Origin of the sequence: Pseudomonas fragi (assembly GCF_025426255.1) — a bacterium.
In the GTDB taxonomy this organism is placed as follows: domain Bacteria; phylum Pseudomonadota; class Gammaproteobacteria; order Pseudomonadales; family Pseudomonadaceae; genus Aquipseudomonas; species Aquipseudomonas kulmbachensis.
Map to the genome: position 1 here is coordinate 3,447,315 of NZ_CP104861.1, position 22,526 is coordinate 3,469,840.

23 protein-coding genes and 3 pseudogenes are annotated in these 22,526 nt (G+C 54.2%); 14 read left to right on the plus strand and 12 right to left on the minus strand.

Translation table 11 applies throughout. The annotated features are described in order from the left end of the window. Positions 1 to 7: 7 nt before the first annotated feature. Positions 8 to 2,818 (minus strand): ATP-binding protein, encoded by a 2,811-nt coding sequence (locus N7D90_RS15950; RefSeq protein WP_261738911.1) that lies wholly within the window; start codon positions 2,816 to 2,818, stop codon positions 8 to 10. A gap of 210 nt (positions 2,819 to 3,028) precedes the next feature. Between N7D90_RS15950 and N7D90_RS15955 the strand changes: the two are divergent. Next, positions 3,029 to 3,288 (plus strand): annotated as a pseudogene (locus tag N7D90_RS15955) (hypothetical protein); the annotation flags it as partial. 45 nt (positions 3,289 to 3,333) lie between these two features. On the opposite strand, the gene N7D90_RS15960 reads toward N7D90_RS15955, so the two are convergent. After that, positions 3,334 to 3,786, minus strand: a complete 453-nt coding sequence (locus tag N7D90_RS15960) for a LysR substrate-binding domain-containing protein (RefSeq protein ID WP_261738912.1) — start codon at positions 3,784 to 3,786, stop codon at positions 3,334 to 3,336. 89 nt (positions 3,787 to 3,875) lie between these two features. Here N7D90_RS15960 and N7D90_RS15965 point away from each other — a divergent pair. Beyond that, positions 3,876 to 4,048, plus strand: a pseudogene (locus tag N7D90_RS15965) (nitroreductase family protein); the annotation flags it as partial. Between the two features lie 50 nt (positions 4,049 to 4,098). On the opposite strand, the gene N7D90_RS15970 reads toward N7D90_RS15965, so the two are convergent. Both N7D90_RS15970 and N7D90_RS15975 read right to left on the minus strand, forming a co-directional pair. Beyond that, positions 4,099 to 4,596 carry a 3'-5' exonuclease gene (locus N7D90_RS15970; RefSeq protein ID WP_261738913.1) on the minus strand — a complete coding sequence of 166 codons (498 nt, stop codon included), beginning with the start codon at positions 4,594 to 4,596 and terminating at the stop codon, positions 4,099 to 4,101. A 150-nt stretch (positions 4,597 to 4,746) separates the two neighbouring features. Continuing rightward, positions 4,747 to 5,043: a hypothetical protein gene (locus N7D90_RS15975; RefSeq protein ID WP_261738914.1), complete on the minus strand. Its 297-nt coding sequence runs from the start codon at positions 5,041 to 5,043 to the stop codon at positions 4,747 to 4,749. Positions 5,044 to 5,242: 199 nt separating this feature from the next. On the opposite strand from N7D90_RS15975, the gene N7D90_RS15980 reads away from it, so the two are divergent. Then, positions 5,243 to 5,542: a hypothetical protein gene (locus N7D90_RS15980; RefSeq protein WP_261738915.1), complete on the plus strand. Its 300-nt coding sequence runs from the start codon at positions 5,243 to 5,245 to the stop codon at positions 5,540 to 5,542. A gap of 588 nt (positions 5,543 to 6,130) precedes the next feature. Here N7D90_RS15980 and N7D90_RS15985 read toward each other — a convergent pair. The 4 genes from N7D90_RS15985 to N7D90_RS16000 form a co-directional block, all read right to left on the minus strand. Then, positions 6,131 to 6,442 carry a DUF6957 family protein gene (locus tag N7D90_RS15985; RefSeq protein ID WP_410011854.1) on the minus strand — a complete coding sequence of 104 codons (312 nt, stop codon included), beginning with the start codon at positions 6,440 to 6,442 and terminating at the stop codon, positions 6,131 to 6,133. Positions 6,443 to 6,599: 157 nt separating this feature from the next. Next, positions 6,600 to 7,328 (minus strand): metallophosphoesterase family protein, encoded by a 729-nt coding sequence (locus N7D90_RS15990; RefSeq protein ID WP_261738917.1) that lies wholly within the window; start codon positions 7,326 to 7,328, stop codon positions 6,600 to 6,602. 105 nt (positions 7,329 to 7,433) lie between these two features. Continuing rightward, positions 7,434 to 7,856, minus strand: a complete 423-nt coding sequence (locus N7D90_RS15995; protein ID WP_261738918.1) for a hypothetical protein — start codon at positions 7,854 to 7,856, stop codon at positions 7,434 to 7,436. A 17-nt stretch (positions 7,857 to 7,873) separates the two neighbouring features. Then, the gene (locus tag N7D90_RS16000; protein WP_261738919.1) at positions 7,874 to 8,170 is read right to left on the minus strand and encodes a DUF6957 family protein; all 297 of its coding nucleotides are present in this window, start codon (positions 8,168 to 8,170) and stop codon (positions 7,874 to 7,876) included. Positions 8,171 to 8,358: 188 nt separating this feature from the next. On the opposite strand from N7D90_RS16000, the gene N7D90_RS16005 reads away from it, so the two are divergent. Both N7D90_RS16005 and N7D90_RS16010 read left to right on the plus strand, forming a co-directional pair. After that, the gene (locus N7D90_RS16005) at positions 8,359 to 8,826 is read left to right on the plus strand and encodes a helix-turn-helix domain-containing protein (RefSeq protein ID WP_261738920.1); all 468 of its coding nucleotides are present in this window, start codon (positions 8,359 to 8,361) and stop codon (positions 8,824 to 8,826) included. 254 nt (positions 8,827 to 9,080) lie between these two features. Next, entirely contained in the window at positions 9,081 to 9,179 is a 99-nt protein-coding gene (locus N7D90_RS16010; RefSeq protein WP_261738921.1) for a helix-turn-helix domain-containing protein, read from the plus strand. A 408-nt stretch (positions 9,180 to 9,587) separates the two neighbouring features. Here the strand turns inward: N7D90_RS16010 and N7D90_RS16015 are convergent. Beyond that, positions 9,588 to 10,046 (minus strand): annotated as a pseudogene (locus N7D90_RS16015) (DUF808 family protein); the annotation flags it as partial. Positions 10,047 to 10,178: 132 nt separating this feature from the next. On the opposite strand from N7D90_RS16015, the gene N7D90_RS16020 reads away from it, so the two are divergent. Both N7D90_RS16020 and N7D90_RS16025 read left to right on the plus strand, forming a co-directional pair. Further along, on the plus strand, positions 10,179 to 10,787 hold the full coding sequence (locus N7D90_RS16020) for a TetR/AcrR family transcriptional regulator (RefSeq protein ID WP_261738922.1): 609 nt from the start codon (positions 10,179 to 10,181) through the stop codon (positions 10,785 to 10,787). A gap of 163 nt (positions 10,788 to 10,950) precedes the next feature. Continuing rightward, the gene (locus N7D90_RS16025) at positions 10,951 to 11,409 is read left to right on the plus strand and encodes an REP-associated tyrosine transposase (RefSeq protein ID WP_261738923.1); all 459 of its coding nucleotides are present in this window, start codon (positions 10,951 to 10,953) and stop codon (positions 11,407 to 11,409) included. 92 nt (positions 11,410 to 11,501) lie between these two features. Here N7D90_RS16025 and N7D90_RS16030 read toward each other — a convergent pair whose 3' ends face one another. Beyond that, complete coding sequence (locus N7D90_RS16030; RefSeq protein ID WP_261738924.1) at positions 11,502 to 11,942, minus strand: GlcG/HbpS family heme-binding protein; 441 nt, start codon at positions 11,940 to 11,942, stop codon at positions 11,502 to 11,504. Positions 11,943 to 12,208: 266 nt separating this feature from the next. Between N7D90_RS16030 and gcl the strand changes: the two genes are divergently transcribed. From gcl to N7D90_RS16065, 7 genes are all read left to right on the plus strand, one after another. Beyond that, positions 12,209 to 13,984 carry a glyoxylate carboligase gene (gene gcl / locus N7D90_RS16035; protein WP_261738925.1) on the plus strand — a complete coding sequence of 592 codons (1,776 nt, stop codon included), beginning with the start codon at positions 12,209 to 12,211 and terminating at the stop codon, positions 13,982 to 13,984. A gap of 53 nt (positions 13,985 to 14,037) precedes the next feature. Continuing rightward, positions 14,038 to 14,820: a hydroxypyruvate isomerase gene (hyi, locus tag N7D90_RS16040; protein ID WP_261738926.1), complete on the plus strand. Its 783-nt coding sequence runs from the start codon at positions 14,038 to 14,040 to the stop codon at positions 14,818 to 14,820. A 190-nt stretch (positions 14,821 to 15,010) separates the two neighbouring features. Beyond that, the gene (locus tag N7D90_RS16045) at positions 15,011 to 15,901 is read left to right on the plus strand and encodes a 2-hydroxy-3-oxopropionate reductase (RefSeq protein WP_261738927.1); all 891 of its coding nucleotides are present in this window, start codon (positions 15,011 to 15,013) and stop codon (positions 15,899 to 15,901) included. A 143-nt stretch (positions 15,902 to 16,044) separates the two neighbouring features. Beyond that, positions 16,045 to 16,944, plus strand: coding sequence for an urea transporter (locus N7D90_RS16050; protein WP_261738928.1), 900 nt, complete (start codon positions 16,045 to 16,047; stop codon positions 16,942 to 16,944). Positions 16,945 to 16,983: 39 nt separating this feature from the next. Next, on the plus strand, positions 16,984 to 17,805 hold the full coding sequence (locus N7D90_RS16055; RefSeq protein WP_261738929.1) for an ion transporter: 822 nt from the start codon (positions 16,984 to 16,986) through the stop codon (positions 17,803 to 17,805). A 93-nt stretch (positions 17,806 to 17,898) separates the two neighbouring features. Beyond that, on the plus strand, positions 17,899 to 18,906 hold the full coding sequence (locus tag N7D90_RS16060) for a sulfate ABC transporter substrate-binding protein (RefSeq protein WP_261738930.1): 1,008 nt from the start codon (positions 17,899 to 17,901) through the stop codon (positions 18,904 to 18,906). A gap of 295 nt (positions 18,907 to 19,201) precedes the next feature. Then, a complete protein-coding gene (locus tag N7D90_RS16065; protein WP_261738931.1) occupies positions 19,202 to 21,139 on the plus strand; it encodes a DNA topoisomerase III in 1,938 nt (645 codons plus the stop codon). 3 nt (positions 21,140 to 21,142) lie between these two features. On the opposite strand, the gene N7D90_RS16070 is transcribed toward N7D90_RS16065, so the two are convergent. Both N7D90_RS16070 and N7D90_RS16075 read right to left on the minus strand, forming a co-directional pair. Continuing rightward, positions 21,143 to 21,985, minus strand: coding sequence for a PhzF family phenazine biosynthesis protein (locus tag N7D90_RS16070; RefSeq protein WP_261738932.1), 843 nt, complete (start codon positions 21,983 to 21,985; stop codon positions 21,143 to 21,145). Between the two features lie 88 nt (positions 21,986 to 22,073). Then, positions 22,074 to 22,469, minus strand: coding sequence for a hypothetical protein (locus N7D90_RS16075; RefSeq protein ID WP_261738933.1), 396 nt, complete (start codon positions 22,467 to 22,469; stop codon positions 22,074 to 22,076). Between the last annotated feature and the right edge of the window lie 57 nt (positions 22,470 to 22,526).

Here is a 22,526-nt window from a genome sequence, read left to right on the forward strand (position 1 = left end):
GATACTCTTATTTTAGTGAGTTCAGGGTGCTATATAGCACACTCAGGTTCACAGGCTTTACCAGGCAAAGATTCATCCCTGCAGACAGACACCGGTCACTCTCTTCAAGTGCAGCATTGGCGGTAGCACCAATAATTGGAACTATACATCCTGCTTGGCGTAATTCTCGTGCAAGTTCGTAACCATCCATCCCAGGCATATTGATGTCACTGAGTATTATGTCAAACTCACCACCTACCCACTGGCTTAGCGCTTCATTACCATCCGATGTAATAACTACGCTACACCCTATAGCTTCAAGTTGATCCTTAAGTACAAGTTGGTTTATTGGGTTATCTTCAGCCACAAGAACCCTCAAATTTAACTGCTCACCCTTATTTTCACGCTCAATCGTGTCATGCCGCTCTACAGCCTTGCCCATAGATAGCTTTATCGCCTGATAAATTGCATACAAGCTATGCATACTCACACGCCATTTCCCGCCAATAAATTGTGGATTGCTATATCCATCGGCATAAGCCACCACATGAGATCCGTCCCAGTCGATAGTGGATTCATCATTATACGGCCTTAGTTCAAGCTGAACTAAACCCTCGTAGTTTTTTGAGTCACTTGCCAATCCAACTTGCGCTAGCGCACCCCATTTATTCAACCAACCACACATGCTAGCTGCAAGCTCACGCACTGGTGAATATACAAATATAGGCTGAGGAGGGAGTAGCGGCAGTCCGAGTAGGGCTTCATTAGTATTTAACTCAACCTCCAAGGCAAGAGTTAGCATAAAGCTAGACCCCAAACCAAGCTCGCTAACCACATGAATATCGCCATTCATCAACTGCGTTAGTCTCTGACATATGGAAAGTCCAAGCCCCGTCCCACCAGGTAGATATGCACGACTTCCTGTCTGATAGAAAGGATCAAACAAACGACGATGATCCTCTTTAGCAATCCCTACCCCGGTATCCGCAACTTGCCAAAGTATTGATATTCGCTCTGCATCCCTCGACTCTACTCGCACTCGTATGACTATATGCCCATGATCCGTATATTTAACTGCATTGCTTAATAAATTATTAAGCACTTGTCGTATCCGAGCAGCATCCCCCCTCAACACAGTAGGTAATTGTGGGTCGCAACATGCATATAGATGCAGTTTTTTGCTCCAAGCCGCTGCTGCATAGGCATGCACGACATCTTCAACTAACTCTACAGGATTAAACTCTTCCACCTGAAGGATTAGCTGTCCCGCTTCAATTTTTGAAACATCTAAAACATCATTAATTAACTGCTGCAATACCGACGAGGATCGCTGAATCGCCAGGAAATATGCTTGCTGCTGGGATGTCATATCTGTGCGACCTAACAACTCCAACGTCCCTAGAACACCATAAAGCGGAGTTCTAATTTCATGACTCATAGTCGCCAAGAATATCGTCTTTGCTTCATTTGCAGAGTCAGCTAGCTCCTTTGCTTTGGCTAGAGTTTCTTCTATTTGTTTACGCATACTGATATTACTAAATGCACAAAATACAACATCTTCACCACTATAACGTGTTGGTACAAAACTTAAATATAAGTGCCCTCCACCTACAGTTTCTACTTCTTCGTAGCGACCAGACTCATGAGTACAAAACGCCTGTTCTATCCAACTTTTACTCCATCGCTTTCGATTAACACCGTCGCCCAACCATTGACTTGCCAATCTATTTTCTAGTACAACCGTGCCATCAGTACGGCGTAACACACAAAGAGCAACAGGAGCAGTTTCTATTATTGCACGAAAAAACTGTTCACTTTCGATGAGTTGTTCAAAGTGCCGTTGCGCAGGAATAACCAATCGTAAATTAATACGCCGAACCAACAACCAAACAACACAAGAACTAACAAGACACACCAGCACTCCACCAATTATCACCCCCCATAATGGCGACAGTAGATCACTTAAAGTAACAAAATATACTAGCGCCCAGTTCGACCCTTCAATCGCCCTAACCAATCTTAAATATTCAGGCAAGAAACCAGTCCCAGAAAGCCCAAAAACCTCATCTTTTAAAAAACCAACTTCTTTAGCTTCTTGTTCAAGATTAAACCCAATAGAGCCCCCTGACGCACTTCGAAAATCACTGTCTAATAACAAGTACCCACTAACATCCCTACTTCCAATTGCCTCCTTCACATCAGCTCCATTGAGCTTGATCCCAAGCCAACCTCCATCATGGTCTATTTTTGAGAATAGGTATATTCGAGATAGTGGATCATTGGCATCTGCAAGCCAAATTATCTCGGGACTATCTTCAAACCCTATATTTTTTAGCTGCTCAAGTATGCTTGAAGGTATTGCATAATGCCTATCAAATCGGCCATGGAGATAACTCACTGTCAACGCTTTATCAGCAGCCACATAAAGCAGACCTACTTCTAAATTGTCTAGATCAGCCAAGTCACGGCCGGATAACAAAATACTCCAATCACCCCCTAACTCACCCAAGGCTATATTAGTGTATTTATATTTTTCAAGCTGCCCCACCAGAGCCATCGCAGAGTGTTTTGAATCATTTGCCCTATACATTAAAGAGCGATTCATATGAACCAGCATGGCCTCGCGCTTGTGAAAATATATCTGAGCGTCATAAATAGCACGACTCATTTCTCGCCGCCGCTTGGAAAGTTCGTCATTGAAACAAGAATTTAGGTAGAAACAAACGCCTGATATCATGCTAAATAATAGCAGCCATGCGAATAAGCGCAGCAACCTGCGTACAGCTTTGGGGGTGGAAAAGGTTGTCTCGAAAGGCAGAAAAAAATTTTTAATCTTCATTAGCTTATGCTAATAAATCAGGAACGACCAAACCATAAGACAACTCTCAAACAGCTGAACTATTAAGCTCTATGTTCTCCTTAGCCGCTCTCAGACGCGACGCTCAAAGGCCTCGCGAATGAAGCCGCCCAGATTGCTGTGAGGATTTGAATCCGACCGGCACCCTAGACACCTCCAGCCTATTCTTTGAGCGTAGGAGGAAGTCTATGAGCACCCAACGATTCACGCCGGAGCTCAAAGCAGAAGCCATCGGGAAAAATGCGAGACAATGCCGTGGCCGAGTCTTTTTTAACAGCCTGAAAGAGGTACGCATCCGCATCCGCATCCGCATCCGCATCCGCATCCGGATCTACAAAACCCGGGATATGACCCGAGCCAAAGCGTTCTGTGACATTGAAGTGCGTTACGATCGAACACGTCATCTCAGTCCTCTGGGCGGCGTCAACCCTGAGGCCTTTGAAAGGGCCTAATTATGAGGCTGGAAATTGTCTGTGGCAGCGGGGAGGCACTCCATTTCACTGCCAATGAGCGCAGACTTTCACCAGCTCATCGACTACATACCGCACCTTTGGCCGCAAGTGGGACACTTTTGGCCAGACTGCATGCAATTCCACCGGATCCGGTTCGTAGCCTCCTAGTACCTCGACCAATCTCCCGCCGTTGATGTCGTCACTGAATAAGCATCGTGGCATCTGACATAAACCCATTCCTACGATTGCCGCGTGAATCATTGCTTCACCATCACCTAGCTGGTGAGTAACAGCAGGCGCAAAGTGAATAGAGTCCTCGCCTACCCGCACGCGCCAGGAAAGAGGCTGCCCTCTTCTATGCCCGACGATGCAAAAGTGATCTCTCAAGTCATCAAGCGTCGACGGCGTACCGAAGCCTTCGAGATATTCCGATGACGTCCAGATCGCCCATCGTTGGCGAGTCAACAGACGCGCCACCAGACCACTGGTGTCTTTCATCTCCCCAAAACGAACCGATAAGTCGACGCCTTCCTCAATTCACTGATCACCCGGATCGTTGAGGCTACACGGCAAGAAACCGACACGCTGGTTCCGGCTCATTGGCAGCCATGACCTTGATGCTCACGGCTAACGGTCAGGGCTTGGTGTCTACGCCGATGATAGGATTCGATGCTGCAGGTGTTTCACAAGCTTTGGCCTAGGCCCGGCTGACGTTCCTGTGATGCTGGTGACTGTAGGTTACCCGGGGCGATTCACATGGGCTGCCAACATTCATTACGACGTAAGAAATCATCGAGCTAAGAAGCCCTTCTATAACGAAACCTTAAGCTGGGATAGCAATATTTTGAAAAGCTCCGCAAGCATTCGTGCATCTAGCAAAGCATGGTGAGGTAGATCACATAGCTCAACGTGCTCAAGAGCTTCTGTATTTACCTGAGTGAAATGGCTTATGAGGTTGGTGGGTTGATTCATAACCTGGACTGGCCATGGTTGATGCTTTACATCAACGAGATTAACGAAAAAATCCCAGTCCCAATTTGGCGCATCCGAACATACCTCAAGCTCTCCGTCCAAGCCGTCTAGAAATCTTCGAAGTGAGCGCTGGGCTTCAATAAGCGACTTACCATACCGCCTAAGATTGAGCTGCGGTAGGACGTTCTGGATGACGAAACAGCTGCAGTCCTCAACCACATAGGTATCCGTCAGCTCAACGTAAAACTCTTCGTCTGACTCCGATACCAGCGCCAGAGATATCAGCTTCGAGTCTTGGTTGAGCTGGGTAAACTCGCAATCAAGGAATATCTTCAAAGACTTACCTTTTCGACGATTGTTCGTGTGGCCTGTCATTGGAGCCCTTTTTCGTCCTACTATTTACAGTGCCGATAGATTTTCGAGGAGCGTTACTACCAAGTCTGCCGAATAAGATGAGGAACTACATTTTGATTGAACGAGGGAAGGTCAGTTGTCTCCCCTGGGATCGAATTTTTCGCCATACCTAGCATCTAAGGTACGATTGCGCTCGATCCTTCTGATCCAAGGATCGTAGTCTTCGGAAATCGAGGCAAGCTTCGCGCTGATGATCATTTGAACCGCTTCGTCACGCAGTAACATGCGGGTCAGCTCGCGGTACTCAGCACGCGTAACCACACCATAAATGGCGTGATTGTCTTTGACATAGAGGTCGGTCACCACCCGCAGATGGCCATATTTTTCTACGTCATCGGGGTAGATGTCCTCTAGGCTGAGGTATCCCATATCGAACCCCTACCTAAGAATGTTCTCGCTGAATAGCACTGCCTGTACGCTACACAATGTTCAAAGACGCCACCGATAGCGTGTAACAACATTAAATTCGGCCCTTCGCGTCAGCGCCTACAAAAAACCAGCCAGCAGCAGGCGATATAGTGTGCGCATGATAACTTCAGCTCAGGCATCACTGTTCTGAGAACCCACCTTGAGCACAGCCACCGCACCCAACGATTTCAACACACTGATCAATGCACCAAAATTCTCGGACGACCCGGTTGGTCGACGTCAAATGAAGCGGTGCCAGCTCATCGCGGAAGACATCTACAAAAGCACTTCCACAGAGACGTTGCTCGAAGCTAGGGGCAGAGCTGAAGGCTACATCCATGGCCTTGTGGACGCTGGGCATCTGTCGACGAGAGATACCGACCGTGACTACCTAATTTTGAGCATCGTCCAACGGAGGCGTGAGTTTTTGCAGCAACTGCTGAACGACTTTGGCTATTAAAAAGGCGAGCTATGAGTCCAACCGATGGAAAAATTAGTTTCACCGGATAGCGGCAATTTGGAGCGCTTCGCACGTCTAATTCGGAGCACTGCTGATCAAAACCGTAATAGCCATCCAGCGCTCATCAACTGCCATGCAGTCATATCTCTACTACGCCAGAGATAAAGCATTCAATCTTCTGATTCGAGACGATCACACGATCGAAGTAACCCTAGAAAGCTACGTCGCCCACCCCCACGTTTGAAGCTACCAACAAGGTAATTTCCCTCCCCCGTTTCCAAAATCCAGAAACGCCCTTCTTTCCATGTCCTTTGAATTTTTGTCGTGCAAATGATTCCGCCACTGGCTGTTCGATACGCCCCGTCTTCCTGAAGGTGATCGAAGAACACGCCAAGGCACCTGTCTTCTATTATCACCGCATCGCTAATAAAAGCCGTAATGGCCACTGTGTATTTTCGGAGACTCGCTTGTACGAGGCGACTCATTTGAAAGTCACTGAGATACTTACGGTGAAATTCGACTTTGATTATTTCAGGCATCCGGCCAGATCTCCAAAATTACGCAAAATTAACTTACGGCGGTCATTACTTAACCGGTTTTCATTGAAAAAGCAGCACCAATACTGGCCTCTTTTCTCAGGCCTGACCCAAGGAGGAGATAGACCGTTTTGTTGGTTTCAAACATGTAAGCGCTGGAAGAAACACCAAAGTTACTCCGCACCCACATCGAGGGCTGGAAGCGACCTTGGCTGTCGAGTACTACCTCGTGGGCAAATACGGTTGCGGGTAGTAGGCCGAGGGTCGTCAGCTTGTCTTTCTCAGCAGGTGTCACAGTGAGGTCGATCAGAATCCATTGCTTCACCACACAGAATGCTTTGCCCGGGAATGTCTTTGCTGCCAAAGAGATCAGGTCTTCTTGTGAGCCTTCCCAGCCGACAACCTCCTCTCAAGCGCCGTACAAGAGTTGCGAAACCTCTTCCAATGTCACCATCAAAAATCCTCCATCCCGTTGAGCTCGGCCAGCCACGCGAACTTGTCCAATAGCCAATCACTGATAATCAAAGCTCGATCAATAAATCAGGATCAAAGCCCGTGTTCTGCCCCGGATAACCGCGTGGATTGGAAACCACTCGGCACCCTTCCTTCGAGAAATCCGCAGCAACGTGGGTATGCCCATAAACCCAAAGATCGGCCTTACCCAACAAATCCGTCCAATTGTTCGCATAGGCTGCAATCAAATGTCCGGGATGATCGTCACCCACATGATCCAACGCTGGCGCATGGTGAGTGACCACCACTGTTTTACCGTCGAAGGGTTTATCGAGTTCCTGGGCTAACCAGCGGCGAGCCCTCATTGATTTGGCGACCAAATCGTCTGGACGTAAGCGCCTGTAATCCAAGTCGGCTCGAATCACCAAAAAATCGTTCATCGAATCCCAAGCAATTCTCTTTGCCGCAACCACATCACCCGTAGACGAATAATCCGTCCAGGCAGTTGTGACCAAAAAGCGTGTGCCATCGAGAATGAGCATCTCGTTTTCGAGTACATGCACATGGGGCAATGCAGCGTCTTTCATCTTTAGCAGTGTGTGGCCTATGTGCCCGCCGTAGTACTCATGATTACCGCATACATAGATCACTGGGCATTGAAAAACCTCGCTTGCCCATTTCACGCCCCGCGATTTGATATCAATGTCGCCGGCGAGAATTACTACGTCCGCGTCGCTTGGGGCGGGATCGAACCGAGCGAACTCGAGGTGCAGGTCAGAGTAAATCTGAATTTTCATAACGGACGACCAGTTTCGATTTAGTTGTACTTTGGATACCGCTGCGGCGGCCGGCCTCCGAGCATTGCTCGCCTTGCAAGGAGAGACTGCGTTTACGTACTTGGATTAAAAAATCACTCGAAGCCCTTTAAGAGAGTGAGCGTCAATAAGACGACCTGGGGCATCGGTATAAGCCTTTTCGTCATCTATGTTGTGAAGACATACCCGACATCCCGTGGAGTCATATCCCACCAGCAACCCCGAAAGCCCCTCCATGATCCACTTGCCGTTTTTGTTCATCCACCCCGGCGTGACGACCTGAATTTCCGTAACGACAAACTCGCTGGTTTGTTGGGAAAGTATTTCTTCGAGCATATCGATGTCACTAATCATCATGGTGCGTGGCCACACCTTGCCATCCAAGCACTCTTCAAGAACGACGTGATACCAAGGATGAGCCAAGTGGCGTTCAAATATCCGCCAGTTTGAATACCCATCCCCAAAGATATTAGGGTAGCCCTCGGCAAAGGCTTCATGACTTCTAAACATTTCACATTCCCGTGGATCTACAGACCGCAGTTGCAGCTGACATCATTGATAAAGAGACAGTATCGCCTGTCTAGGATGACTTTTTCGGCGAAAACAAAGAGCGGCAGGTGGCCATGAACGTGGATTTTGGTGAGATCCCCATCGCTCGCTATCGCGCGCACGATTGTCCACTGCTGGACGATGCAAAAACCTTTGTTTGGAAAGCGGGTCTGCGCGATATGAATTAGTGCTTCTTGGCTTTCTCCAGATCCAGAGCGAGTCTCTCCGGTGGTGGAGAGGAGCTCACTGGCTACTTGGATTTCTTCAAACTCCATGCTTCATTCCCGTCAATACATGTCATATGTTTAAACGCATCCCCGTTAGTAAAGCTCAAGGACGCAGCGCTACCTGGGGAACTGCCTTCTCATGTTTGATGAAGCCGAACGACCCGTAACGAGGATTATATAACGTGTTATGGGTCGGCGCAATGTGGCCTTATCCTCTGTTTTGTAGAGGATCATAAATGTCTCTCAGCGAAGCATTTGCGGTCGTTATCCGGGCCTTGAGACAGAAATCAGGAATGTCCCAGGACGATCTATCTTTACTCGATCGCTCTTATCTGAGTCGCGTGGAGCGCGGTAAGGGGAACGTTTCGATCGAAATGCTCTTGAAAATTTCAAAAATGCTGGACGCTGAGCCCACTGTTCTAATGCTCCTAACAACATCTTTGCTTTCTGAGGAGGCGGCAGATGTGGCATTGGAGCGGGTCTCACGGAAGCTAGAGACGCTGAAAGAGACTGGAGTGATCGAGCTGATCTCCAGCGGTGGTAGGCCACGCCAACATGGACGCCCCTCCAACCTCGCTGCGAGTGAACGACTAAAACTTGCTCCGCATCTGAAGCAAAAAGGCCTATCTAATTCAGAAATAGCTCGAGAATTAGACGTTTCTAAGTCAACGGTACAACGGTATCTAGCCAAGGCTCCTCATTAACGGTAACCACTGACGCTACCGATATGATGATCTACCTCTCAGGACGCTTCCTCTCCACTCAACATCTTCGCTGAGCTCTCAATCCGTATTGCATGCAGGATGGCGATCGCACTTAAGACTTCTTGAACCGGGCCCGACCGAGCAAAACGATTTCTGGACATCAGGCGTTGTAGTTTCTTCGATGTCAGTTTGTTGGCAAAGAGCTGAAAAAGAGGTTTTCGGGTAAGCTTGGCAATACCAAAAATGCCGATGCTGTGAGAAAACTGAAGGTTTTAGGATTGAGCCAGGCGGAGGTAGCAGAGAAGCTTGGGCTGGCGAGGTCTACCGTACATCGATATTGGCAAAAGAATTAACAGCAACTGAAAACGATGCCAAAAGCTTCAGATCGGAGGCGAGCTATCAGCGGCTGAGATCTGGAGCCTTTAGCGTATTGGCGTTGCTGGAAGGATGTGTCCCCTATGGGAATCGAAACTGCATCTAACCCTTAGGAGGGGCTAGCTCCTCCGCCTTCCCTCTCTTCACCCCGCGCCCAGTCAATAGAGATGTGGAGTACTGCAGACAAGAGCTTTTTTGCCCTCCTATTAAATAGCTCAAACCAACGCGCCCTTGAATATTCATCGATGCTTCCACCGCCCGCACCTAATAAGGAGCCTTGAAGAGATAGTTGAAATGGCTTGGTCATCGTTTCGCCTGCAAGGGGCTGGCGCTGATTAGCGGGCAGGAAAGGACAGCGTATTGTGCATTTCAAAGCGGTAGACAAAAAGAATGAAGTCCGTGCGCACGGCGCCCTTGACCTTGTCCTTTTCAAAGGCCGCCAGATCGACGTCAGCCCCGGCTAGGGTGTCCTGCAACGCCTGGCGCTCGCTCTGAGCCTCGGCCTTGTTGTGCATAAAGGAATGGGCGAGCTTCTCAAAGCCCTCAAAGCACAAAAAAGCACCGCCCACCATCAACAGCGGCGTCACGGCCCACGGTACAAATGCGCTTATAGCCAGTGCTGCGGGCACCAGGATCAACTTGTTGCGAAACGAGCCCTTGGCCACGGCCCACACCACCGGCAACTCCCGGTCGGCGCGTACGCCAGACACCTGCTGGGCGTTGAGCGCAAGGTCATCGCCCAGCACCCCTGCGGTTTTTTTGGCGGCCACCTTAGTCATCAGTGCGACGTCATCGAGTACTGCGGCGATATCGTCGAGCAACATCAGCAAGCTACTGCCAGCCATAGAAAAACATCCTTTGAGTTTGAATGGACACAAGCATAGCGCGTGCCAGCCCGAAAGCTGCAATCTTGAGCCACTTGCAAGCCCGGTGCTACCATGCCCGACCGCCACAGTCGGCAAGGACATATCGGGTTTATGAGCAGTATCCGCGAGCGTAATAAAGAACTGATTTTGCGTGCCGCCAGCGAAGAGTTCGCTGACAAGGGTTTCGCCGCCAGCAAAACCAGCGATATCGCGGCCAAGGCAGGCGTGCCCAAGCCCAACGTCTACTACTACTTCAAGTCCAAGGAAAACCTTTATCGCGAGGTGCTCGAAAGCATTATCGACCCGATTTTGCGAGCTTCGACGCCGTTCAATGCCGATGGCGAACCGAACGAAGTACTGAGCAACTACATCCGCTCAAAAATCCTCATCTCCCGCGATCTGCCGTTTGCGTCCAAGGTGTTTGCCAGTGAAATCATGCACGGCGCCCCGCACCTGAGCGAAAAACAGGTCGAGCAGCTGAACGTCCAGGCCAAACACAATATCGACTGCATCCAGATCTGGATCGACCGTGGCCAGATAGCACCTATCGACCCGCATCACCTGATGTTCAGTATCTGGGCCGCGACCCAGACCTACGCCGACTTCGACTGGCAAATCTCCGCCATCACCGGCAAGGCCAAACTCGACGACAGCGACTACGAAGCGGCGACACAGACCATTATTCGGCTGGTGCTCAAGGGTTGTGAACCGGACCGGTAGACCGAGCAAGGGCCTTCGCGAGCAGGCTCGCTCCCACCCTACCCGCGGTAACGAGCTTGCTCGTGAAGGTATTTTCCCAGACACATCAAGCTAAAAAACTGCCCATCTGTGTTGCCCTTACAGGGCTAGCCTTTTCATGACTTATTTGTGAAAGGGCAAAGGAATGCCGTCTCTCGCTGCCTCACACCGCCTGCGCATAGGCCGTTATTCTGAGCAGAATCGAATTTATCTCCTGAGTACCAATACGCGCTGTAGAGAACCGATTTTCAATGACTTTGCTTTGGGCCGATTGGTTGTCGCGCAATTTCGCGCCGCGCAAGACCAAGGTTTTGCTGACTCGCTGGCTTGGGTCGTAATGCCCGATCACTTTCATTGGTTGATCGAGTTGCGCCGTGGGACGCTGAGCGGGTTGATGCAAAGAACAAAGTCTTTGAGTACCAAAGCGGTGAACCTGTCGAGCGTTCGCAAGATAAGCCTTTGGCAGAATGGCTTTCATGATCGTGCATTAAGGCGAGAGGAGGATTTGGTGAAAATTGCTCGTTATGTTGTCGCAAACCCATTGCGAGCGGGGCTGGTTGAGAAGCTGGGCGATTATCCGCTGTGGGACGCTATCTGGGTTTGACTGGGTACTTCGCGAGCAGGCTCGCTCCCACAGTCAAGGGATCACTGTGGGAGCGAGCCTGCTCGCGAAGGCGGTCAATCATTTACCAAAAATCAGGCCACCACTCCCGCATCCGCCCGCAAGCCCAGAGCCTCTACCGCGCTGATCGCGCACTGTTCGTCGATATCCGAAGTATCGCCACTGATGCCAATCGCGCCGACCACTTGCCCCGACTCATCGCGAATCAACACGCCTCCCGGTGCAGGCACCACGTCGCTCTGACCCATGCCGTTCAGAGCGGCAAAAAACGCCGGGCGCTGCTGTGCATCCAGCGCCAGCAAACGCGACCCCTTGCCCAAGGCAATTGCGCCCCAGGCTTTACCAATCGCAATGCTGGGGCGCAACAGGCTGGCGCCGTCTTCGCGCTGCAACGCCAGCAAATGCCCGCCACTGTCGAGCACCGCCACCGTCAGCGGTGACGCGTGAATTTCGCGCCCCACGCCAAGGGCTTGAACGGTCAGTTCTAAAGCGACTTTCAAGGTTAAAGCACTCATGGTTGCCATCCTTATCTTGTTATGGAAAGCCTTTCGCACGCCTTTTAACGCGCCTTCTATGAGATTAATAGAACACAATAATAAACTCTTTTGTATACAATTTTTATCTTCATAAAATTCAATACCCGCACATAAAGCCTGAATACAGGGCACATCAGCGATCAGGCACTGAATCGATAAAAGCCATTGACCTGCACGCCGGAGGATGAATACACTCCCTCAACAGCCACTTGTATACAATTACAAAACGTAAGAGGCACAAAACAATGAGCAAAATGAGAGCAATCGAAGCCGCCGTTCTGGTGATGCGTCGCGAAGGTGTCGATACCGCGTTCGGCATCCCGGGCGCTGCCATCAACCCGCTGTACTCGGCCCTGCAAAAGGTCGGTGGCATCGATCACGTCCTCGCTCGCCACGTCGAAGGCGCCTCGCACATGGCCGAGGGTTACACCCGCACCAAGGCCGGCAATATCGGCGTGTGCATCGGCACCTCGGGGCCTGCGGGTACCGATATGGTCACCGGCCTATACAGTGCCTCGGCCGACTCGATCCCGATTCTGTGCATCACCGGCCAGGCGCCACGGGCGCGGATGCATAAAGAAGACTTCCAGGCTGTCGATATCACCACCATCGTCAAACCCGTCACCAAGTGGTCGACCACTGTGATGGAACCAGGCCAGGTGCCTTATGCCTTCCAGAAAGCCTTTTACGAAATGCGCTCCGGCCGCCCTGGCCCGGTGCTGATCGACCTGCCGTTTGATGTGCAAATGGCTGAAATCGAATTCGACATCGACGCCTACGAACCACTGCCACTGGCCAAGCCTGCAGCTACCCGGCTCCAGGCCGAAAAAGCCCTGGCCCTGCTCGATCAAGCCGAGCGCCCGCTGCTGGTCAGCGGTGGCGGCGTGATCAATGCCGACGCCAGTGACCTGCTGGTGGAATTCGCCGAATTGACCGGTATCCCGGTGATCCCGACTCTGATGGGCTGGGGCACCATCCCCGACGATCACCCGCTGATGGTGGGTATGGTCGGTCTGCAAACTTCGCATCGTTATGGCAACGCCACCCTGCTCAAGTCCGATGTGGTACTGGGCATCGGCAACCGCTGGGCGAACCGTCACACCGGCTCGGTCGACGTCTACACCGAAGGCCGCAAGTTCATTCACGTTGATATCGAACCCACCCAGATCGGCCGCGTGTTTAACCCGGATCTGGGCATCGTTTCCGACGCAGGTTCCGCACTCAAAGTGTTCCTTGAAGTGGCCCGCGAATGGAAAGCCGCTGGCAAACTGAAAAACCGCAGTGCCTGGCTGCAAGACTGCCAGCAGCGCAAAGCGACCCTGCACCGCAAGACCCACTTCGACAATGTGCCGGTCAAACCGCAGCGCGTGTACGAAGAAATGAACCAGGTGTTTGGCAAAGACACATGCTACGTAAGCACCATCGGTTTATCGCAGATTGCCGGTGCGCAATTCCTGCACGTGTACAAGCCTCGACACTGGATCAACTGCGGCCAGGCCGGACCTTTGGGCTGGACCATTCCGGCAGCGCTGGGCGTGGTCAAGGCTGACCCGAGTCGCAATGTAGTGGCGTTGTCCGGCGACTATGACTTCCAGTTCATGATCGAAGAACTGGCCGTCGGCGCACAGTTCAACCTGCCGTATATCCACGTCGTTGTTAACAACTCCTACTTGGGACTGATTCGTCAGGCGCAGCGTGGTTTTGAAATGGACTACTGCGTGCAGTTGGCGTTCGACAACCTCAACGCACCTGAACTCAATGGCTATGGCGTTGACCATGTCGCCGTCGTTCAAGGTTTGGGCTGCAAGGCCTTGCGTGTGTTTGAACCGAGTGAAATCCAGCCTGCCCTGCGCAAGGCCCAAGAGCTGATCAAGGAATTCCGTGTGCCCGTGATGGTAGAAATCATCCTGGAGCGCGTGACCAATATTTCGATGGGCACCGAAATCAACGCCGTCAATGAGTTTGAAGATCTGGCGTTGGTGGGTAACGATGCACCGACTGCCATTTCGATTCTGGATTAATTGACCGCCCCTTTCCTTCATGGAGAGGGGCCACCTATTTGCAGGAGTTCACCATGCCGCGTTTTGCCGCCAACCTGTCCATGCTGTTCACCGAACAGGATTTCCTTGTCCGTTTTCAAGCGGCTGCCAACGCTGGTTTCCATGGCGTTGAATATTTGTTCCCTTACGACTACAGCTCTGCCGAGATCAAGGCACAGCTCGACGCTAACAAGTTGACTCAAGTGCTGTTCAACCTGCCAGCGGGTGACTGGGCCAAGGGTGAGCGCGGAATTGCCTGCCACCCGGATCGGGTTGAAGAGTTCCGCTCCGGGGTCGATCTGGCCATTGCCTACGCGCAAGTGCTGGGCAACGACCAGATCAACTGCTTGGCCGGGATTCGCCCACAAGGCGCAGACGAGGCGCTGATCGAAAAAACCTTTGTCAGCAACCTCAAATACGCCGCCGACAAGCTGCAGGCGGTGGGTATCAAGCTGGTGATGGAGTCGATCAACACCCTCGACATTCCGGGCTTCTACCTGAACAACACCAAGCAGGCACTGGCGATCCAGGAAAAAGTCGGCAGCACCAACCTGTTCCTGCAGTACGACATCTACCACATGCAAATAATGGAGGGCGATCTGGCCCGCACTATGCAAACGCACCTGCCCCAGATCAACCATATCCAGTTGGCCGACAACCCCGGCCGTCACGAACCGGGCACTGGCGAAATCAACTACCGCTTCCTGTTCGAGCACCTGGACCGCATTGGTTATCAAGGTTGGGTCGGCTGCGAATACAAGCCGCTGACCAGCACCGAAGCTGGCCTTGTGTGGCTCAAGAGCCATAACGCGGTGTAACAGCAACACACAAAACCCTGTAGCAGCTCTGCGTCCGGCGGCGAAGCCGTCGCAAACCCGGTGATCGCCATTCAACTGATGCACCGCGTCAGCTGATTTTACGACGGCTTCGCCGCCGGACGCAGCCTCGTTCCTTCGGCAGCTGCTACGGGCAATCCAAACAGCTCCAATAAAAACAAGAGGATTTGTCATGGCTAAAATCGGATTTATCGGCACAGGCATCATGGGTTCGCCTATGGCCAGCAACCTGCAAAAGGCCGGGCACAGCCTGTTCCTGTCGACCCATCACGGCGCGGCACCGGCCGATCTGATCGCTGCAGGCGCGATTGCCCTGGCCAGCCCGCGGGAAGTTGCCCAGGAAGCCGAATTCATCATCGTCATGGTGCCCGATACCCCACAGGTCGAAGACGTGCTGTTTCGCGAAGACGGCATCGCCGCTGGCCTGAGCCCGAACAAGGTAGTGATCGACATGAGTTCGATCTCGCCGACCGCGACCAAGGCCTTCGCTGAAAAAATCAACGCCAAGGGCGCGCAATATCTGGATGCCCCAGTGTCCGGCGGTGAAGTCGGCGCCAAGGCTGGCACGCTGAGCATCATGGTCGGCGGCGACGAAAAAACCTTTGCCCGCGCCCTGCCCCTGCTCCAGAGCATGGGCAAAAACATCACCTTGGTCGGTGGCAATGGCGACGGTCAAACCGCCAAGGTGGCGAACCAGATTATCGTCGCCCTGAATATTCAGGCGGTAGCTGAAGCGCTGGTATTTGCCGCGAAAAACGGCGCCGATCCGGCCAAGGTTCGCGAAGCACTGATGGGTGGTTTTGCCTCGTCGAAGATCCTCGAAGTTCACGGCGAACGCATGATCAAGGGCACTTTCGACCCGGGCTTCCGCATCAGCCTGCACCAGAAAGACCTCAACCTGGCCCTGGCCGGTGCCCGTGAGCTGGGGATCAACCTGCCCAACACCGCCAATGCCCAGCAAGTGTTCAGCACCTGCGCAGCCATCGGTGGCAGCAACTGGGACCACTCGGCGCTGATCAAGGGCCTGGAACACATGGCCAATTTTTCGATTCGCGACAAATAAGCCCACCGGCCTCCCCTCTTTCGGGATACCGGGATACCTGTAGTCGCTGCCGAGGCACGAAGGCTGCGAGTTCTTGATCATGCAGGGAGCCAATCAAGAGCTCGCAGCCTTCGTGCCTCGGCAGCGACTACCAGGTAACAATCATGAGCTCACACCCCTGTCCCGACTGGGCGACTGCCCTGTGCGCCGGTTTCAGCCAGATATTCCTCCAGCGTCATCCGTTGTGCGGTGTGTTGTGCTTGCTGGCAATTCTGATCAGCGCCCCAACCCTGCTTGGTGGCGCGTTGCTGGGAGGGATTGCCGGGCTCCTGACCGCGCAACGCCGCGACTACCCCAAAGCCGAGCGCCAAGCGGGCCTCTACAGTTACAACGGGATCTTGCTGGGGTTACTGTTGAGCCACCATCTGGAATGGTCGGCCCTACTGCCCTTGCTGATCATTGCCAGTGCCGGATCTAGCACGATACTGGTTCACCAGTGGCTCAAACGCGCCAGCCACGGGCAAAGCCTGTTGGCCTATACCGCGCCATTCGTGGGTATCGGCTGGATGTTGCTGCACCTCAACAACACCCCGACCCCGTCCTTGAGTCCCGAACAGGCAGTCAACAGCCTGGCGCTGATACAGGCCCTGTTCAAAGGTGTTGCTCAGGTCATGCTGTTACAGCATCCGATTGCCGGGCTGCTGATTGTGATCGGCCTGTGGGCCAGCAGTTGGCGGGCTGCTCTGTGGGCCATTACGGGTTCGTTGGCCGGTCTGTTATTCGGCCTGTACCAGCAGGATACGGCGGCAGCACTGAGTGGGCTCACCGGCTACAACCCGGTGCTCGCGGCGCTGGCCCTAAGCCAGCAACGACGCCGAGCCTGGCTGCCACTGGTCGGCATCATCGTCACTTTGCTGCTCACACCCGGTTTTACCGCCCTGGGCCTGGCGCCATTAACCGCACCGTTTATTCTCGCTTGCTGGCTGGTACACGCCAGCGTGCGGATATTCAGCCCCGCCATACCGGATGCTGAAGAGCAATGCAGGTTGCGCATTGAGCGTTAATACTCGAACCTTCTGACATTTGGGCATCGAGCAACCTGCATGGATAACAATGATTGGCGCCAACGGCTTTACGTCATGGTCTTTCAGGCCGACACCGCCGCCGGGCGCCGTTTCGACACCGCACTACTGCTGATCATCCTGTGCAGCCTGGTGGTCGTGGTGCTCGACAGCATCAACAGCATTCACCGCGACTACGCCGATATGCTGGCGTATATCGAATGGGGCTTCACCTTTGTTTTTGCCATCGAGTACGGCCTGCGTCTGTATTGCTCGCCCAAACCGCTGCGCTACGCCTTCAGCTTTTATGGGTTGGTGGATTTGCTGGCCATCGTGCCGGGGATCCTGGCGATCTACTACAGCGACGCGCAGTACCTGCTGATTATCCGCATCATCCGTATGCTGCGCATTTTTCGCATCCTCAAGCTGCGACCCTACCTGAGCCAGGCCAACTACCTGCTCGCGGCCCTGCGGGGCAGCAAGCAAAAAATCATCGTGTTCCTGGTCAGTGTCTCGACTCTGGTCACGGTGTTCGGCAGCCTGATGTATGTGGTTGAAGGCCCGGAAAACGGCTTTACCAGCATTCCGGTAAGTATCTACTGGGCCATCGTCACCCTGACCACCGTCGGCTTTGGTGACATAGTGCCCAAAACTGTACTGGGGCAAGTTATCTCGGCCATGGTCATGATCACCGGCTACTCGATTATTGCCGTGCCTACGGGCATCTTCACCGCCGAACTGGCCAACGCCATGCGGGGTGAACAACTCAAGCACGACTGCCCGACCTGCAAGAAGAACACTCACGAACCAACGGCAGCTTTTTGTTCCCGTTGCGGCAATGCACTCTTTACGAAAAAGGCATAACCACAGTACTTTTTAATCTTTTAAGGACTATGCGCCAGCGGCTATAGTTGCTGGCAATTTGCCCCTACTGCTCCCTATAACAAGGAATGCTCAGTGAAAAAATTCTTTAGCGCCTCCATTCTTGCCGCTGGCCTGGCCCTTGGCAGTGTCGCTCATGCGGCCACCCCACCGCCGCTGCTGAACGTGTCCTACGACGTGATGCGTGACTTCTACAAAGACTACAACGCAGCATTCCAGAAACACTGGGCGCAAGAGCACAACGGCGAAAAGCTCAACGTACAAATGTCCTTCGGCGGCTCCAGCAAACAGGCGCGTTCGGTAATCGACGGCCTGCCAGCTGACGTGATCACCATGAACATGGCCACCGACATCAACGCCCTGGCCGATAACGGCCAGTTGGTTCCGGAAAACTGGGTGACCCGCCTGCCCGACAACAGCGCGCCGTTCACCTCGGCCACTGTGTTTATCGTGCGCAAAGGCAACCCCAAAGCCCTGAAAGACTGGCCAGACCTGCTCAAGGACGGCGTACAGGTGATTGTGCCCAACCCGAAAACCTCGGGTAACGGCCGCTACACCTTCCTTTCGGCCTGGGGCTATGTGCTGAAAAACGGCGGTGACGAAACCAAGGCCAAGGACTTTGTCGCCAAGCTGTTCAAGCAGGCTCCGGTACTCGACACCGGCGGCCGCGCAGCCACCACGACCTTTATGACCAACCAGATCGGCGACGTGCTGGTAACGTTCGAGAACGAAGCTGAAATGATCGCCCGCGAATTTGGCCGCGACCAGTTCGAAGTGATCTACCCAAGCGTATCGGCCGAAGCAGAGCCGCCCGTGACCGTGGTCGACAAAGTGGTAGACAAAAAAGGCACCCGCGCCACTGCCGAAGCCTATTTGAAGTACCTGTGGTCGCCTGAAGGCCAGGAAATTGCCGCCAAAAACTACCTGCGTCCACGGGACAAGGCAGTGCTGGCCAAGTACAACGACCGCTTCCCGAAAGTCGAATTCCTGTCGGTTGAAAAAACCTTCGGCGACTGGCGCGACGTGCAGAAAAAGTACTTCAACGACGGTGGCGTATTCGACCAGATTTATAACGGTCAATAACACCCGCCTCCTGTGGGAGCAACTGTCTTGCTCCCACAGGGATTTACTCGTAGCAGCTGCCGTAGGAACAAGGCTGCGTTCGGCTGCGTAGCAGTCGTAAAACCAAGCGACTCGTTGTTTCAGGTGTACCGTGCTTGCCGGGTTTACGACGACTTCGTCGCCGGACGTAGCCTCGTTCCTACGGCAACTGCTACGCAACACGTCAAGCTGTACATACACCCAGTAAAAACACTTGCCCTCGCGCCTATCTCTGCCCATGCTGTGCACCTTCTGCGCAGCATGAATGAGTTAAGCGATGCGGCTGTTTCTGTGTGAAAAACCCTCCCAGGCCAAAGATATTGCCGCCGTGCTCGGTGCCAGCCGACGCGGTGATGGCTGCTGGGTGGGCCCCAATGCCACCGTCACCTGGTGCATCGGCCACCTGCTCGAAACCGCCCCGCCCGATGCCTACGACGAGCGTTACAAGCGCTGGGTGCTGGCCGACCTGCCGATCATTCCCGAAAAATGGAAAATGCGCGTCAAACCCAAGACCGCCAGCCAGTTCAAGGCCGTCAAGCGCCTGCTCGGTGAAGCCAGCGAACTGGTGATCGCAACCGACGCCGACCGTGAAGGCGAGATGATCGCCCGCGAACTGGTCGAGCATTGCCGTTATCGCGGCCCCATCCAGCGCCTGTGGCTCTCGGCCCTGGACGACGCTTCCATCCGCAAAGCCTTGGGCGCCCTCAAGCCTGGCAGCGAAACCTTCAACCTCTATCATTCAGCGCTGGGGCGCTCGCGAGCCGACTGGTTGATCGGCATGAACATGAGCCGCCTGTTCACCCTGCTCGGGCGCCAGTCCGGCTATCAGGGCGTATTGCCAGTGGGCCGGGTGCAAACCCCGACCCTGCGTCTGGTGGTCGACCGTGATCGCAGCATCAGCGACTTTATTCCCGTGGCCTACTGGGCCATTGATGTACAACTCAAACATGACGCGCAGTTGTTCACCGCACAATGGCGCGCCGCCCCCGACACCTGCGACGACCAGGACCGCTGCCTCAATCAGGCCCATGCGCAGCAAGCCGCAGCGGCGATAAACAGCGCCAGCAGCGCCAGGGTTTGCAAGCTGCGCACCGAGCGCATGCGCGAAGTCGCACCGTTGCCGTTCGATCTGGGCACGCTGCAAGAAGTGTGTTCGAAAAAACTCGGCCTCGGCGCCCAGGAAACCCTCGACATCGCCCAGGCGCTGTACGAAACCTACAAAGTCGTCACCTACCCGCGCAGCGATTGCGGCTACCTGCCGCAAAGTCAGCACAGCGAAGCACCGTCGATTCTGGCGGCATTGCAGCAGGCCGACCCGGCACTGGGCCCCTTGGCCGGGTATCTGGACCCACAGCGCCGCTCACGAGCCTGGAACGACGCCAAAGTCAGCGCCCACCACGGCATCATTCCCACAGCAGCTGCGAAAAACCTGGAGCGCCTGAGCGGTAAACACCGCGCGGTGTATACCTTGATTCGCGCACGCTACCTGGCGCAGTTCCTGCCCAACCACGAGTACGACCGCACCCAGGCCGACTTCGACTGCGCAGGGCAAAAACTGCGCGCCGTGGGCAAGCAGATCGTCGAACCCGGCTGGAAGCGCGCCCTGCCCGAAGCCCTGGCCCCCGCCAAAGGTCGCGAGGCACCGGCACCTCAACCCTTGCCGATATTGCGCGAAGATCTGGATTGCGCGATTGCGGCGGTTAACCTCAAGGACCTGTGGACCCAGCCGCCCAAGCCCTTCACCGAAGGCGACCTGATCAAGGCGATGAAAAACGTCGCCAAACTGGTGCAGGATCCGCTGCTTAAGCAAAAGCTCAAGGACACCACCGGCATCGGCACCGAAGCTACCCGCGCCGGGATCATCCAGGGCTTGCTGGATCGCGGCTACCTGATCAAAAACGGCAAGGCCTTGGCTGCCACGCCACCAGCCTTCAGCCTGATCGACGCCGTGCCCCGCGCCATCGCCGACCCCGGCACCACGGCTATCTGGGAACAGGCACTGGACATGGTGCAAAGCGGCGAAATGACCCTCGACATATTCGTCGCCAAACAGGCGGCATGGATGAGCAAACATATCGAGCGTTGCAGCGCCATGACCATGACCATCAGCGGCCCGGCCAGCCCGGCAGGCACGGCGCCTGCCTGGAAAAAGAAACGCAAGGCTGCAACAGGCAAGGCAAAGCCAAAACGGGCGGTGAAAGCCAAAGGGGCATGAATGTTAAAGCGTGAGCTGCCCCGAAATACAGGTCACAGCCGCACCGCCCACCCAGATATCGTCGCCAATCTGCTCGATAGATACCCGCCCCGCACGCCCCATGGCCGTGCCCTGACTGACTACATAGCGCGTCGGGGCCAGGCCGTCCGCAATCAGCCACTGCGCCAGCCCGGCATTCAGGCTGCCAGTGACCGGGTCTTCGGGCATGCCTTCACCGGCGCAAAATGCGCGCACTTCAAACTGCGCTTCATCACCATCGCGCTCGGCGTTCCAAGGCGCGACCACGCCAATGGACAGGCCCAGCAACTGTGCGTAATCAGGGTTCAAAGCCAGCACCTGCTCCCGGTCGCGTAGCATCAGCGCCACCCAGCCGGGGCCGTTGTCGACCCAACGCGCCAGCGCAACAGCCTGAGACTCGATACCCAGGCCACGGCAGAGGCGTTGCAGCAGTGCATCTTCGACGGCGCCAGCACGCAACAAAGGCGGCGCTGTAAATGCCAGTTGCCCAGCATTGCGGCGAATTCGGATCAAGCCCGCGCTGCACTCCTGAACGATCTCTTCACCCTTGGGCTTGCCCCCGGCTTCCAGCCAGGCATGGCAACTGCCCAGCGTCGGATGCCCGGCAAATGGCAGTTCTTTCAGGGTGGTGAAAATGCGCAGGCGGTAATCGGCTTCGGGGTTTTGCGGTTTCAGTACAAAGGTGGTTTCGCTGAGGTTGGTCCAGCGCGCAAAGTCGGCCATCTGCGCATCGGTCAAACCGTCGGCGTTCAAAACCACGGCCACCGGGTTGCCTTTAAGTGCAACTGTGCTGAAGACATCAATTTGCTTGAATTCAAATAGGCTCATGGCCAGCTCCTGATAACGATCAGAAGCACCCTACACAGTTTCGATATATCTGAAAATAAAACGGCGACCCTAAGGTCGCCGTTGAACGTTACTTGAACTGCCGACTCAACCCCGGCGGTACGCCGCTGATATCGGTGTCTTCCCACGGCCCGCTGGGGCTGACCGAGCGGCTCCAGCCGTTGTCCCAGCGATAGTAGGCGCGTTGACGGTAGAAGACGTTGGTCTGGTCATCCAGCACGTACACGCCCATGCGCGCATCCCAATGACTCGGCCCGCCCGGCGGCGGCGCAAAGGTGGCCGAGGTCCGCGGTAACGGCTTCGGCGCCTTGGGGATGGGCATGTCAGGCAGGGGTTTGCCGGAGGGCTGGGGCGACGGCTGCGGCATCGGTGTGGATGGCGCGCTCGGTTCGTAAGGCTGATGAACCGCACAGGCGCTCAAGCCTAAAACCACACTGAGCAGGGTGATGCGTGCAAGTGGACTCATGAAAATGTCTCTATTGATAGTGATGAACCTGTCGCCGCTGCCGCAGGCTGCGATGGG

Bases quoted from the DNA above. Each gene is read 5' to 3' on its own strand.
- N7D90_RS16070 (WP_261738932.1), bottom strand. From the start codon at position 21,985: ATGAGCCTATTTGAATTCAAGCAAATTGATGTCTTCAGCACAGTTGCA.
- N7D90_RS16075 (WP_261738933.1), bottom strand. From the start codon at position 22,469: ATGAGTCCACTTGCACGCATCACCCTGCTCAGTGTGGTTTTAGGCTTG.
- N7D90_RS15975 (WP_261738914.1), bottom strand. From the start codon at position 5,043: ATGGGATACCTCAGCCTAGAGGACATCTACCCCGATGACGTAGAAAAA.
- N7D90_RS16030 (WP_261738924.1), bottom strand. From the start codon at position 11,942: ATGAGTGCTTTAACCTTGAAAGTCGCTTTAGAACTGACCGTTCAAGCC.
- hyi (WP_261738926.1), top strand. From the start codon at position 14,038: ATGCCGCGTTTTGCCGCCAACCTGTCCATGCTGTTCACCGAACAGGAT.
- N7D90_RS16020 (WP_261738922.1), top strand. From the start codon at position 10,179: ATGAGCAGTATCCGCGAGCGTAATAAAGAACTGATTTTGCGTGCCGCC.
- N7D90_RS15990 (WP_261738917.1), bottom strand. From the start codon at position 7,328: ATGAAAATTCAGATTTACTCTGACCTGCACCTCGAGTTCGCTCGGTTC.
- N7D90_RS16050 (WP_261738928.1), top strand. From the start codon at position 16,045: ATGAGCTCACACCCCTGTCCCGACTGGGCGACTGCCCTGTGCGCCGGT.
- N7D90_RS15950 (WP_261738911.1), bottom strand. From the start codon at position 2,818: ATGAAGATTAAAAATTTTTTTCTGCCTTTCGAGACAACCTTTTCCACC.
- N7D90_RS15995 (WP_261738918.1), bottom strand. From the start codon at position 7,856: ATGTTTAGAAGTCATGAAGCCTTTGCCGAGGGCTACCCTAATATCTTT.
- N7D90_RS15960 (WP_261738912.1), bottom strand. From the start codon at position 3,786: ATGAAAGACACCAGTGGTCTGGTGGCGCGTCTGTTGACTCGCCAACGA.
- N7D90_RS16065 (WP_261738931.1), top strand. From the start codon at position 19,202: ATGCGGCTGTTTCTGTGTGAAAAACCCTCCCAGGCCAAAGATATTGCC.
- N7D90_RS16055 (WP_261738929.1), top strand. From the start codon at position 16,984: ATGGATAACAATGATTGGCGCCAACGGCTTTACGTCATGGTCTTTCAG.
- N7D90_RS16025 (WP_261738923.1), top strand. From the start codon at position 10,951: ATGCCGTCTCTCGCTGCCTCACACCGCCTGCGCATAGGCCGTTATTCT.
- N7D90_RS16045 (WP_261738927.1), top strand. From the start codon at position 15,011: ATGGCTAAAATCGGATTTATCGGCACAGGCATCATGGGTTCGCCTATG.
- N7D90_RS16000 (WP_261738919.1), bottom strand. From the start codon at position 8,170: ATGGAGTTTGAAGAAATCCAAGTAGCCAGTGAGCTCCTCTCCACCACC.
- gcl (WP_261738925.1), top strand. From the start codon at position 12,209: ATGAGCAAAATGAGAGCAATCGAAGCCGCCGTTCTGGTGATGCGTCGC.
- N7D90_RS16005 (WP_261738920.1), top strand. From the start codon at position 8,359: ATGTCTCTCAGCGAAGCATTTGCGGTCGTTATCCGGGCCTTGAGACAG.